The organism is Acinetobacter sp. ANC 4204 (assembly GCF_002135205.1).
GTDB lineage: Bacteria > Pseudomonadota > Gammaproteobacteria > Pseudomonadales > Moraxellaceae > Acinetobacter.
Genome location: NZ_NEFZ01000002.1, coordinates 120,681 through 133,617, shown reverse-complemented (window position 1 = coordinate 133,617; position 12,937 = coordinate 120,681). Strand labels below are relative to the sequence as shown.

Here is a 12,937-nt window from a genome sequence, read left to right as displayed (position 1 = left end):
AATGACCTTAAAACAGTTTTCACGTATTCAAGCATCTGCTTTTAGTCAAAATGACTTTGATGGTATCCAGCATTTTCCTGAGTGCGGCGCTATGGGTATATTTATTGGTACGGTGCGAAATCACCATCAAGGTAAAGCTGTCCAAGCATTGAAATATAGTGCTTATGCACCTGTCGCTGAAAAAATGATTCGTCAAATTGAACAAGAGATCCAATTCAAATATGGCGTGTCTTATGTTCGGGTGGTACATCGGATTGGTACTTTAGCTATTGGCGATACTGCCATTATTGCGATGGCTTACGCTGCGCACCGCCATGAAGCCTTTCAAGCCTGTGAGGAAGCTGTCGAACGAGTGAAACATGAAGTTCCTGTATGGAAAGAAGAGTTTTATCTGGACGGTAGCAGTCAATATGTCGAAGGTTGTTGTATTCGAAAAGACCATGAAGTGCCAAAACCTCATAGCCACGAGCACTGTGATCATGCGTATGTTCATGCTCAGCAAAGTGCATTATTCAATGCCAATATTTACCAGTGGCACCTTTAAGATTTGCATGAGAAAATTTAGCACTTGATGAGTTTAAAAAGGAAAGCGGTGAGATAATTTGAAGAAAAATCTTCTGAAAACTTTATGAAAAATAATGCTTAGGTTAAGATAATCCATTCTTATATTTAAAGTCTTTTGAATCGCTATGCAACCATTTGTTCTATATAACTCAGAGCAACGCAAAAAAGTAGAATTCGTACCTCGTGTTGAGGGGCATATTGATATGTATGTCTGCGGTATGACGGTGTATGACTACTGTCATATTGGACATGCGCGTGTGATGGTTGCATTTGACTATATTATTCGCTTCTTGCGTAGCCAAGGTTGGAGCGTGAAATATGTGCGTAACATTACCGACATTGACGACAAAATCATTAAACGTGCCAATGAAAATGGCGAGTCGATTACGCAATTAACAGATCGCTTTATTCAAGCCATGAATGAAGATGCTGAAAACTTAGGTTGTCTACATCCAGACGAAGCCCCACGTGCAACGGATTATATTGACCAAATGCAGAGCATGATTGGCAATTTGGTTAAAAAAGGCACTGCGTATCCATCTACCAATGGTGATGTGTATTTCCAAGTAGAAAAATTTGCCAAATATGGTCGTCTTTCAGGTCGCAAACTGGAAGACATGCAAGCGGGTGCTTCTGAACGGGTCGATGTTGAAGTTGAGAAAAAACATCCCTTTGACTTTGTACTTTGGAAACATGCCAAAGAAAATGAACCTGCATGGGCTTCGCCGTGGGGCAAAGGTCGTCCGGGCTGGCATATTGAATGTTCTGCGATGTCGACTTGCTGCCTAGGTAATCATTTTGACATTCACGGCGGCGGTTCGGATCTCATGTTCCCGCACCATGAAAATGAAATTGCACAGTCTGAGGCTTCAACCGGTGAGCAGTATGTCAACTACTGGATGCATGTCGGTTTCATCAACGTTGATGGCGAGAAAATGTCGAAGTCATTGGGCAATTTCTTTACCATTCGTGATGTGATGGATAAGTTTCACCCTGAAGTGATTCGTTACTTTATTGTGTCATCGCACTATCGTAGTCCTGTGAACTTCTCTGATGTTGCTTTAAAAGAAGCAAAAACAGCACTGTCACGTTTCTACCATTCATTTAAGGCATATCAACAAGCCTATGGTGATACGCACGTCGATACGTTGGATGAAACATTGCTTGAGCGTTTCAACAGTGCCATGCGGGATGACTTTAATACCGCCGAAGCCATTGCGGTGTTGTTTGAAGTTAACAAAGAATTGAACCGTGCAGTGAAAGAGCAACACGCTGAGCAAGCGGCAATTTACTATGCAACCTTGCGTCATTTAACCAATATTTTAGGTTTGGTTCAGCACAATGTTGAAGAATTTCTGAAGTCTGACATTGGGCAAGAGGCTTTGGCTTTGTCTGAAGAACAAATTGAAGATTTGATTCAACAACGTCAAGACGCGAAAAAAGCCAAAGAGTTTGCCAAAGCGGATGGAATTCGTCAGTCTTTGTTAGATCAGGGTGTTGTTTTGGAAGACACCCGTCAAGGGACAATTTGGCGCCGTGCTGATTAATTCAGCAATTGCATTATAGAGTGTTGACAGTTTGATAAAACTCTCTATAATGCACATCCATATTGCGGGAATAGCTCAGTTGGTAGAGCACAACCTTGCCAAGGTTGGGGTCGCGAGTTCGAGTCTCGTTTCCCGCTCCAAAATTTAAAAAACCTCAAGCTAAGCTTGAGGTTTTTTTTATGTCTGTAATTTGAGTGTGTTGAAAATAATTCATTTAAATGTGAAATTATCTCGGCGTTTCAGCCCATCATTTTGACAAAAATATGCTTAAATCATTCATCTTCATTTGTGAATAAAATTGTGTTCCTTCAACCCAATAGAACTGTCGTACCGACCGAAGATCGAGACTATCCTGAATGGCATTTGGGACGTGAGCACTATGCACTTTGGTATATTGAAGTGAATGATCCTGTTTTGGTCAGCTATTTAACCCAGCTTCGTGAGCAGTTTTCAGATTTACTTTATCAACCGAATCAACGGCAGTTTCATATCACCTTATTTGTTGCTGGTTTTTGGGTAGAACAGGCAACACAGTCGGACGACTTTAGTCGAGCGCAAATGAATCAGCAGCTTGAACGCCTTAAAAATTTAAAGCTAGAATCTTTTCAGTTACAGATAGGTGGATTAAATAGTTTTGAAAGTGCCTTATTTTTAAAAGTGGATGATACCGCAGGCGTGTTAGAAAAAATTAGAAAAACATTGTTGCATACATCGCAGGAAGTCGCGGCATTAAGTTATTGTCCGCATATTACATTAGGTCTATACCGTGAAGCGGTGAGTAGTGATCATGTATTGACACGTATGGCTGAAATTGAAGACATCAACTATAGCTTAAACATCTCAAAGCTCACGTTTGGTTTTTATCAGGCAGATGTTTTACAAGGGCCATTGTTTTCACATACACAAATTAAGTTGGGAAATGCACAATGCAACTGATTTTAGGTGGTGCACGTTCGGGGAAAAGCCGCTTGGCAGAGCAGGTTGCACAACAGTTAGCGCAGCCAGTGGTCTATGTCGCCACAGCACAAGCTTTAGATGGGGAAATGCAAGCGCGTATTCAACACCATCAGCAGCAACGACCCGAAGATTGGGGGCTGTGTGAAGAACCCATTTATCTTGCAGAGCATTTGGTTAAATTAGATCGCCCAAACCAAACCATTTTGGTCGATTGCCTGACCTTATGGATGAGTAATTTACTGATGCAGACTGACTCAAACTTACAAGTTCAAGAATGTCAGAAGTTGTTAGATGTTGTGGGAAGTTTACAGTCCGAGCTGATTTTAGTGAGTAATGAAACAGGTTTAGGTGTGGTTCCAATGGGGCAAATTAGCCGTCGCTTTGTCGATGAAACAGGGCGATTGCATCAGCAGTTAGGTCAAATCGCAACAAAAGTGGTGTTCTGCGTGGCAGGATTTCCCATGATTTTAAAAGGAGAACAAGTGTGAGTTGGTGGTTAGAAGCATGTCAAAGTCCGAGTGAGTCAGTATTGGCTCAAGCCCTAGTACGCCAGTCACAGTTGACCAAACCAACGGGATCATTGTCGGAGCTTGAATCGGTTGCAGTGACCTTAGCCAGTTTGCAAAACACTGTAAAACCTAAGATTGACCGCCCATGGATTACGATTTTTGCAGGTGATCATGGGGTGATGGAAGAAAATATTTCTGCCTACCCACAAGCGGTGACACGTCAAATGTTGCAGAACTTCGCAACAGGTGGGGCGTGTATTAGTGTGATTGCCAAAGAGTATCAAGCTAAATTACAAGTCATCGACTGTGGTTCAGTCGGTGAAGCTTATGAATATGTCGGAGTTGAACGCCACTGCATCCGCGCGGGTACGGCTAACTTTGCTCAAACCCTGGCTATGACTGAAGTTGAATGTAAAGCTGCTTTTGCTTTGGGGCAAAAAAGTGTGGAAGATGCCATCGCTTATGGGGCGGATATCTATGTTGCGGGTGAAATGGGAATTGGAAATACCTGTTCAGCTTCAGCTGTCGCTTGTTTTTTATTGGCTGAACCTGCTGAAAAGTTAACAGGTGTTGGAACGGGTATCCGTACTGAACAATTGATACATAAAAAACATGTGATCGACCAAGCACTTGCACTGCATGCCCAATATGTCGGGAACGATCCATTTAAAGCCTTATGTGCCGTGGGTGGACTTGAAATCGCAGCCATGACAGGCGCGTATATTCGCTGTGCGCAATTGGGTCTGCCGATGGTGGTGGATGGGTTTATCAGTACTGTTTCGGCTTTGCTCGCAGTACGTTTAAATCCACAGGTTCGCGCTTGGATGCTTTTTGGACATCAGTCGGCTGAATATGGTCATGTGCGTTTGTTGCAAGAACTTAAAGCGATGCCTTTATTGAAGCTGAACCTACGGTTGGGAGAAGGCAGTGGTGCAGGGGCTGCACTTGGATTGATCAAACTCGCCTGTCGTTTACATAATGAGATGGCAACATTTGCTGAAGCAGCCGTGATTGGTGAGAAAGTTTAAAGATGTTGTATTTAGATTTTCTGCGCCATGGCGAAACCAGCTTAAGTCATACCCTACGGGGTAAAACGGATGATGCTTTGACGGCGAAAGGTTGGATGCAAATGCAATCTACCCTCACGCAGACTGAGCAGGTTAGTCAGGCATGGGATGTCATTTATAGCTCACCGCTACAGCGCTGCCGTCTGTTTGCAGAGCAATGGGCCGAGCAAAAACAGCTTCCTTTGTTTATAGAACCGAATTTGCAAGAAATGAATTTTGGAGAATGGGAAGCTCAGCCGACTGAGCGACTTTATCAACTCTTTCCAGATGAGTTGGCCCAATTTTGGCAAACACCGTTAAGCTTTACCCCGCCTCAGGCAGAAAGCCTATTGGCATTTAAAAGCCGTGTTCTAAAGTCTGTAGAGAGGTTGACCCAACAAATGCATGCGCAGGGCTGGACACGTGCATTGATTATTTCCCATGCTGGAGTGATTAAACTCTTAAAATGCCAAGCGCTAAAACAGCATGATAATGATCTTTTAAAAATGTCAGCAGAGTTAGGGCAGTTGAACTGCTTTGTTTTTACTCAAGGGCAGCTTCAGTTTATTCAAAGTGAGGACGTGTAATGACACCTTTTTGGATTGCATTACAGTTTTTAACGACGTTTCCAGTTCGCTTAAGCGCAATGCCAACGCCTCAGCAAAATGCGCAGGCATTGTTGTTTTATCCTGTAGTGGGTTTGCTCATAGGAAGCATTCTGTATGGAATTGCCCTGTTATTACATGCTTTGCCAGTTGTGCTATTAAGCAGTGTAATTCTAGTGCTCTGGATTTGGCTGACAGGTGGTTTGCATCTGGATGGTTTGGCCGATACCGCAGATGCTTGGGTTGGTGGTTTTGGCGATAAAGCACGCACACTGGCGATCATGAAAGATCCGAGTTGTGGGCCTATAGGTGTACTCAGTCTTGTCATTGTGTGCCTATTAAAATGGTCGGTATTGTATGTGTTATTACAAAAACAGCTGTATACAGCGCTGATGCTTTTTCCTCTGTTAGGGCGTCTCGTACCTCTTTTTTTCTTTTTAAGCACAGACTATGTACGTGAAAAAGGACTTGGTAGCCAGTTGGGTCAACATTTAGCTCGACCAATCGCAATAGCACTTTTATTGCTTACGCCTTTAGTGGCCTTGTATTGGGCATGGATTGGAGTTGTTGTCCTTGCCTCATTTTATTTAGCATTGTGGTATTTACGGTGTAAATTTATACAGCGTATCGGGGGAGTGACAGGCGATACCATCGGGGCAAGTATTGAAATAATTGAATTAGCCACATTATTGAGTTTTGTGTTTGCTGTATTTTATTTAGCCTAACTATATCAACCAAAAAAAATCGTCGTTTGATGTAAAGCGATAGCAGGTCTTGATCGAATGGTAAAAGTATCAGTATAAAAGCGGACAATATAGATCATTAAAATAGAGATTCAATTGTTCGAATGGATCATTTGTAGATATGTTGTGAAAATCCAAAGATTTCCACGCTAGTTGACAACCTAGATATGATAAAATCTTGGAAATTATTTTTTATGTGATGGTAGTGTTTAATATCATCATGCAATTCAGGTAAAACAGCATTGAATTCTGAAAATATGTCAAATCCTATTGATTTCCAAAAAGTGGCTTTAGAAACTCTTGAGATAGAGCGACAAGCATTATCAGTTCTTGCACAGCAAATAGATGATCGTTTCACTCGTGCATGTGAAATTATTTTAAAGTGTAAAGGGCGTTTAGTCATAACTGGAATGGGAAAGTCGGGACATATTGGACGAAAAATGGCAGCTACGTTTGCTTCTACAGGCACGCCATCATTTTTCATGCACCCTGGTGAGGCTGGTCACGGTGATTTGGGGATGTTGGTTGCAGGCGATGTATTGATTGCGATTTCAAACTCGGGCAAGAGTGATGAAATTATGATGCTGATGCCTTTGATTAAATATTTAGGTGTGCCTTTAATTACCATCAGTGGTGATGAACGTGGACCAATGCCACAAAATGCTGATGTGGCGTTGACCTTAGGTGATATCCAAGAAGCGTGCCCATTGGGTTTGGCACCAACATCAAGTACCACAGCAACCTTAGCTTTGGGAGATGCATTGGCTGTTGCACTACTCGAAGCTCGTGGTTTTACGTCAGATGATTTTGCTCGTTCCCATCCCGCTGGCGCGCTCGGTAAACGTCTGTTGTTGCATGTGAAACATTTAATGCATACAGGGGATGAGTTACCAAAAGTGTCTCCAGATACAGCAATGAACAAAGTTCTTTACGAAATCTCAAACAAACGCCTAGGTTTAACCACAATTGTGGATGAAAATGATCGACTGTTGGGTATTTTTACCGATGGTGACTTACGTCGTTTGATTGATAAGCAACAAGGTTTTGATGTGAACTTGGCTGTGTCAAATGTGATGACTCAAAATCCACTGACAATTTCTGCCGAAGCACGTGCTGTCGAAGCCTTAGAGCGAATGAACGAAAAGAAAATTAACCAATTTGTCGTCGTTGATGATGCCAATAAAGTGATTGGTGTGTTGAGTATGCATGACCTGATTCAAGCTGGGGTGAACTAAGAAATGGCTTCTTATATTTTGTTAGAACAAGCACGTCATGTAGAAGCTCTAGTTTTGGATGTCGATGGTATTTTGAGTGATGGTTTTGTAACTTTAACCAACTCTGGGGACGAAATTAAATCCTTCGATATCCGTGATGGTTTAGGTATGAAACTGGTTCAGCAGGCTGGCGTGAAAGTGGTTATTATCACGGGTCGTAAGAGTCAGATCGTAGAAAAACGCATGTCTGATTTGGGCGTTGACCTTGTTTATCAAGGCCGTGAAGACAAAGGTGTGGCGCTACGCGAAGCTTGTGCAAAGTTCGGCATTGTGCCAGAGGACTGTTTGTATATGGGAGATGACTGGCCAGACCTATCTGCATTTGCGATTGCTGGTATGAAAGTTACAGTACCGAATGGTCACTTAGAGGTTCGTCGTCGTGCGGATTTAGTCACTCAAGCGATGGGTGGTCGTGGTGCTGTACGTGAAATTTGCGATATGATTTTACAAGCCAAAGGCGTATACGAAACTTTACTTGAAAAGTATACCGCAGTCCCGCATTAATCAGTATGCATGCATGAGAGTTTAGTTAACATTTATGGATACTAAAGTTTTATATATCACTGCCGTAGCGATTGCTGCTATCAGTAGTGGTTATTACTATTATAGTGGAAAGGGGCATAAGCTCGAAGTCGATTCTGCGCAGAGCATGACCTATTCTGCTGAGAAGATCCAGCTGACACAAACGGATGAGCGGGGAAATCTATACGTCCGAGCAAAGATAGATCGTCTTGAGCAAGATATGCAAAAGAAGACATCGAAGTTAGAAAACTTAAATGCTGAAATGTATAAAGCAGGAAAAGTCGATGCCATATTCTATGCAAAGCAGGCGAATGGCTCTAATGACAACGAAAAAGTCGTATTAACGAATCAGGTTGTTGCTCAAAAAATGTTAGATCATGGCCGTATGCAGTTTGAGACGGTCGAACTGACTGCTTTTCCAAAAACACGTGAACTTGAATCTCAACAGCAAGTGGTGGTCACAACACCACAAGCAGAATTTGTCAGTCAGGGTTTAAAAGCAAATTTAAATACGGGTCAATATGACTTTTTCCATATTCGAGGGAAGTATGAACCATAATCCAAAATTTTCTATTTCGAAAACTTTCCTCAAGCAAACGCTTGCACTGAGCTTAGGTGTAGCAGTTTCAACTTTTGCTTTAGCATTACCAAGTGATCGAACCAAAGCCATTTCATTGTTGGCGGATCGTGCAACCTTTAATGAAAAAACAGGAGTCACGACGTATACGGGTAATGTCATTATTGAACAAGGGACCATGAAACTTCAGGCCGACTCGATTGTTGCGAATTTGAACCAAAACCGTCAAATCAGTACCATTACTGCAAATGGCAAGCCTGCACGTTTTCAGCAGCAAGTCAGTACCAATAAAGGCATTGCCAAAGGTCAGGCGCAAAAGATTATTTATAATGCAGAAACAGGCATTATTACCTTATCAGGTAGTGCACTTTTGGAGCAGGATGGTGCCAGTATTCGGGGTAATACGCTGCGTTATAGTATGAACAAAGGGGATATTGAAGCGATTGGTACACCGAGTAGTGGTGGTTCATCGGGCGGTCGAGTTCAAATTGTGATTCCACCTTCAGCCTCTCAATCCTTCCCTGGAGCGCGTGACTAATGGAGCAAACTCTCAATCAGCCACAGACCTTATGCATCAAGCATCTTGCGAAGAACTACAGTAAGCGTTGGGTGGTAAAAGATGTATCTTTTAGCATGCAAAGTGGGCAAATTGTTGGCTTACTTGGACCAAATGGTGCGGGTAAAACCACTAGCTTCTATATGGTGGTTGGACTGGTACGCATGGATAAAGGTGAAATTCATCTTGATGACTTGGATATGTCTGATTTGGCCATGCATGAACGTGCGCGTAAAGGTATTGGTTACTTGCCGCAAGAGGCATCTATTTTCAGAAAACTCACCATTTCTGAAAATATTATGGCGATTCTGGAAACACGAAAAGATTTGAATAAAGAGCAGCGTAAACAACGTTTGCATGAATTATTAGCTGATTTCAAAATCAGTCATATTAAAGATTCATTGGGTATGAGTGTCTCTGGTGGTGAGCGTCGTCGTGCGGAAATTGCACGTGCATTGGCCGCTGATCCAAAATTTATGCTATTGGATGAACCGTTTGCTGGAGTTGATCCAATTTCAGTCGGTGATATTAAAGATATTATTACAACATTGAAACAGCGCGGGATCGGCGTATTGATTACAGACCATAACGTTCGTGAGACTTTAGCGATTTGTGAGCGTGCCTATATTGTCAGTGAGGGTGCGGTAATTGCTGAAGGTTCTCCTGATGAAATCTTAGCCAATGAAACCGTGCGCCAAGTCTATCTGGGTGATGACTTTACTGTATAAGTTTTTGCTGCGCCAATTGGTCTGATTGGCGCAGATTTTGAGCTGAAATTTTAGAGTTATGGATATCCCATTTTGACTCAGTCACATAGCTCGTTCTTTTATTCTATGTTTGATCGTAGAGTATTTGAAGCATCTTTTTCCCTTTTATACTGCTATGCATTGTCTATTTGATTATCGTGTTGGTTTGAAGTAATGAGCCATTTTCATACGATAGCTGATTGAAAATACGTTATAATTTTTTGTGAAATTTTTAAAAATTACGTTATGCCATTTACCATCTCTAGTTTAGTGAGCTATGAAGAAGACATCAAAAAAAGTCGTTTTCAAGCTTTTGCTGTGCCTGTTGAAAATGAACAGGCTGTTAAAGACTTTTTAGAGCAATATAAAGATATCAGCACCACACATCAGTGTTGGGCATGGAAAATTGGTCATAATGTTCGTTTTAATGATGACGGTGAACCCTCAGGTACTGCAGGTCGTCCTATTTTAGCCACCATCGAAGGTAATGAACTAACCAATGTTTTGGTTTTGGTCAATCGTTGGTATGGTGGTGTCAAGCTAGGCACAGGTGGACTGGTACGTGCTTATGGTGGAACAGCAGGACAGTGTTTACTGTTGGCTGAAAAAATCGAGCTCATTGAAAAGAAAAAAGTACATTTTGCCTGTCAATTTAATGAATGGGCAATTTTCCAGTATGAGCTGAATAGCGGGCAGATTGAGTTTAATGAGCAATATACTGCGGAGGGCGTGCTTGTAGAGGCATTATTACAAGTGCATCAGATTGAAGCGCTCGCAGTTAAAATACAAGACCTAACCCGTGGGCGTGAAGCATTAAAAATTGTGGATGACCATCATGACTGATCCCTTACTCAAATATCGTGAACAGCATAAGCACCGCTTAAATTATATGCCATGGTTGTATTGGTCACTCAAGCCTAAAAATCGGATGTGGGCTGAGGCATGGCAGCAAGAGTACCAAGCTTACTTAATGGAAATGGAAACCGTTGAAATTGGTCAAAACTGTTTTATTTCTCCATTGGCACACATTTTCGCAGAGCCAGGCCGTAAAATTATTATTGGGGACAACACGTTTATTGCTGCTGATTGTACTTTGCACGGGCCTTTAGACATTGGCAGCGAGGTCGCAATCAACCATCATTGTATTTTGGATGGTGGCCGTGTGGGGATTAAGTTAGATGATCAAGTACGTATTGCAGCCTATTGTCACTTATATGCCTTTGATCATGGTATGGCACTCAGTGATCCGATCTATCAACAGCCTGTACGTTCAAGAGGGATAGAAATTGGACGAGATGTTTGGTTGGGGGCACATGTGGGCGTGAAAGATGGAGTGAAAATTGGTGCACATGCCGTGGTAGGCATGAATAGTATGGTGACCAAAGATATTGCGGAGCGATCCATTGTGGCAGGCAATCCTGCTCAGCTTATTCGTTTACGTGATTAAGACATCAAAGAATCTTGAACATTTATCAATACTTAATTACATAAAAATCTGCCATCAAAAAAAAAGATATGCTAAGTTTAGAACAACAATGAGACCTTATGCCAAATGCGGTGTAATGAGAGGCGATAATGAAACGAGTCATTGCATGTATTGATTCTTCCCCTTGTATCAATGCCTTAGCAGAAGCGTCTGCTTGGATTGCAAAACAAACAGGGCGTGAATTGGTCCTTTTACAAGTTTTGGATTATTACCCTGCAAGTTATCACTTGGGTGAAATTAGTGGGGTGATTGGATTTGAAAGCAATGCAATGTTGCTCAAAGAGCTAGCTGAGTTGGAGCAGAAACAAAGTGAACTTGCACTCAGTTATAGTAACAATCTACTTGATCATATTTCTAAACTCATTCTTGAAACATACGGCTTGCATACGACACATATTCAAGAAAAAGGAGACTTCCTCGAGCAAAGTTTTAACTTATTACATGAAGATGACATTGTCGTGATTGGTCGAGTCGGAGAAAAATCGGCTGAACGTAATAAACCACTGGGTAGTAATGTTGAAAACTTTATTCGCGGAGCAAAATGCACGGTCATGACCGTGGGTGATACATTCAAACCGCCTACACGTTTTATCTTTGCTTATGAATATTCCCCGACCTGTGTGAAGATGATGAAGCGAATTGCTCAAAGTGATTTACTGCGTCTTTTACAATGCCATTTAGTCTATGTTGGCGACCACCCTGAAATCCTAGCAGAGCCAGAACGTTATTTAAAAGAGGCGAATCTGGATGTGATTACTGAATACCGCTATGGTGATGTGGCTGAAAATATTTTGGAATATCAGAATGAGCATGGCATACAACTGATTGTTCTAGGGGCATTTAGCCACAGTAAAATTCATCAGTTCTTTTTGGGTAGCATTGCTACGACTATTTTTAGGAATGCCAAAGTGCCTTTATTGGTGGCACGCTAATATAGAGAGACTTCTCTAAATTGTGCCCCTTTTATCCATAGTTATCCGCATTAATTGTGGATAACTATATGGACAGTAAATGTAAGTTTATAATTTATATAAGCTTAAATTAATTGGGTATTTTTTAATCTAAGTTTTAGCTTATTTTACAATGGCTAAGGCAAAGCCATCATGTCCTTTGCTACCGACAGTTTGAATGGCGGTGCACGACAAAATTTTCGGATGATTTTGCATCGCTTTAAACATATCACGGATCCCTTCAATACTTGGCTTATGATTTTCAGGATTGATAATATCGCCTGCACGAATCACGTTATCAAGGAAAATCAAAGTACCTGAATGAGATAGCTTAAGGCTTAATTCCAAATACTCTGGGTAACTTTGCTTATCGGCATCAATAAAAATAAAGTCAAAAGGTTCAATGTCTGCGGGCAGCGATTTAAGGATATCTGCTGCGCGTCCACATTCGAGTTCAACAGTTTGTTTGAGCTGAGCTTTGTCGATATTTTCTTGACCCATCGCGGCATGCGTATCACGCCCTTCAATCGTTAAAATATAGCCGTCTTCAGGCAAAGCGCGCGCTAACCACATGGTGCTATAGGCAGCAAAAGTACCAAGCTCCAACACACGTTTACACTGATTCATTTGAATCAGCATTTGTAAAAGCATGCCTTGGTTGGGTGCAACAGCTAAGTGATCTGGAAAACCATGTTTCTCTGTATTTTCTAAAGTTTGAGTCAGAATGGGGTCTTCAGGAATTAAATGTGCGTCGATATAGTTATCAATCTCTGTCCACATTTGTTGCATAGCATGTTCACCTTGGTTGCGATGTGGAGCATTTTAAACTTTTATTTTCAGAGTGCAATTTATCCG

At 41.7% G+C, this 12,937-nt stretch carries 16 protein-coding genes and 1 tRNA gene; 16 read left to right on the top strand and 1 reads right to left on the bottom strand.

Annotated elements, in window-relative coordinates; translation table 11 throughout:
* Position 1 precedes the first annotated feature (1 nt).
* The 16 genes from B9T36_RS04510 (at position 2) to B9T36_RS04435 (ending at position 12,064) form a co-directional block, all read left to right on the top strand.
* A complete protein-coding gene (locus B9T36_RS04510; RefSeq protein WP_086208369.1) occupies positions 2-544 on the top strand; it encodes a molybdenum cofactor biosynthesis protein MoaE in 543 nt (180 codons plus the stop codon).
* A gap of 145 nt (positions 545-689) precedes the next feature.
* Positions 690-2,111: a cysteine--tRNA ligase gene (gene cysS / locus B9T36_RS04505; RefSeq protein ID WP_086208368.1), complete on the top strand. Its 1,422-nt coding sequence runs from the start codon at positions 690-692 to the stop codon at positions 2,109-2,111.
* A 64-nt stretch (positions 2,112-2,175) separates the two neighbouring features.
* A tRNA-Gly gene (locus tag B9T36_RS04500) sits at positions 2,176-2,251 on the top strand.
* A gap of 148 nt (positions 2,252-2,399) precedes the next feature.
* Positions 2,400-3,047, top strand: a complete 648-nt coding sequence (locus B9T36_RS04495; RefSeq protein WP_086208367.1) for a 2'-5' RNA ligase family protein — start codon at positions 2,400-2,402, stop codon at positions 3,045-3,047.
* A complete protein-coding gene (gene cobU / locus B9T36_RS04490) occupies positions 3,038-3,556 on the top strand; it encodes a bifunctional adenosylcobinamide kinase/adenosylcobinamide-phosphate guanylyltransferase (protein ID WP_086208366.1) in 519 nt (172 codons plus the stop codon). Before B9T36_RS04495 ends, cobU begins: the two co-directional genes overlap by 10 nt.
* Positions 3,553-4,605, top strand: a complete 1,053-nt coding sequence (gene cobT, locus B9T36_RS04485; RefSeq protein WP_086208365.1) for a nicotinate-nucleotide--dimethylbenzimidazole phosphoribosyltransferase — start codon at positions 3,553-3,555, stop codon at positions 4,603-4,605. The genes cobU and cobT overlap by 4 nt, the downstream gene beginning before the upstream one ends.
* 2 nt (positions 4,606-4,607) lie before the next feature.
* A complete protein-coding gene (locus tag B9T36_RS04480) occupies positions 4,608-5,210 on the top strand; it encodes a histidine phosphatase family protein (protein ID WP_086208364.1) in 603 nt (200 codons plus the stop codon).
* Entirely contained in the window at positions 5,210-5,953 is a 744-nt protein-coding gene (locus B9T36_RS04475) for an adenosylcobinamide-GDP ribazoletransferase (protein ID WP_086208363.1), read from the top strand. The genes B9T36_RS04480 and B9T36_RS04475 overlap by 1 nt, the downstream gene beginning before the upstream one ends.
* A 275-nt stretch (positions 5,954-6,228) precedes the next feature.
* Positions 6,229-7,206 (top strand): KpsF/GutQ family sugar-phosphate isomerase, encoded by a 978-nt coding sequence (locus B9T36_RS04470; protein WP_086208362.1) that lies wholly within the window; start codon positions 6,229-6,231, stop codon positions 7,204-7,206.
* A 3-nt stretch (positions 7,207-7,209) separates the two neighbouring features.
* Positions 7,210-7,749, top strand: coding sequence for a KdsC family phosphatase (locus tag B9T36_RS04465; RefSeq protein ID WP_086208361.1), 540 nt, complete (start codon positions 7,210-7,212; stop codon positions 7,747-7,749).
* A 34-nt stretch (positions 7,750-7,783) separates the two neighbouring features.
* Positions 7,784-8,326, top strand: a complete 543-nt coding sequence (lptC, locus tag B9T36_RS04460; protein WP_086208360.1) for an LPS export ABC transporter periplasmic protein LptC — start codon at positions 7,784-7,786, stop codon at positions 8,324-8,326.
* Positions 8,316-8,882 (top strand): lipopolysaccharide transport periplasmic protein LptA, encoded by a 567-nt coding sequence (gene lptA / locus B9T36_RS04455; protein ID WP_086208359.1) that lies wholly within the window; start codon positions 8,316-8,318, stop codon positions 8,880-8,882. The genes lptC and lptA overlap by 11 nt, the downstream gene beginning before the upstream one ends.
* On the top strand, positions 8,882-9,628 hold the full coding sequence (lptB, locus tag B9T36_RS04450; RefSeq protein WP_086208358.1) for an LPS export ABC transporter ATP-binding protein: 747 nt from the start codon (positions 8,882-8,884) through the stop codon (positions 9,626-9,628). Before lptA ends, lptB begins: the two co-directional genes overlap by 1 nt.
* 264 nt (positions 9,629-9,892) lie before the next feature.
* Entirely contained in the window at positions 9,893-10,489 is a 597-nt protein-coding gene (locus B9T36_RS04445) for an IMPACT family protein (RefSeq protein WP_086208357.1), read from the top strand.
* Complete coding sequence (locus tag B9T36_RS04440; RefSeq protein ID WP_086208356.1) at positions 10,482-11,093, top strand: acyltransferase; 612 nt, start codon at positions 10,482-10,484, stop codon at positions 11,091-11,093. The genes B9T36_RS04445 and B9T36_RS04440 overlap by 8 nt, the downstream gene beginning before the upstream one ends.
* 128 nt (positions 11,094-11,221) lie before the next feature.
* Positions 11,222-12,064 (top strand): universal stress protein, encoded by an 843-nt coding sequence (locus B9T36_RS04435; protein WP_086208355.1) that lies wholly within the window; start codon positions 11,222-11,224, stop codon positions 12,062-12,064.
* A gap of 141 nt (positions 12,065-12,205) precedes the next feature.
* On the opposite strand, the gene B9T36_RS04430 is transcribed toward B9T36_RS04435, so the two are convergent.
* Positions 12,206-12,871, bottom strand: coding sequence for an O-methyltransferase (locus B9T36_RS04430; RefSeq protein WP_086208354.1), 666 nt, complete (start codon positions 12,869-12,871; stop codon positions 12,206-12,208).
* Positions 12,872-12,937: the final 66 nt, after the last annotated feature.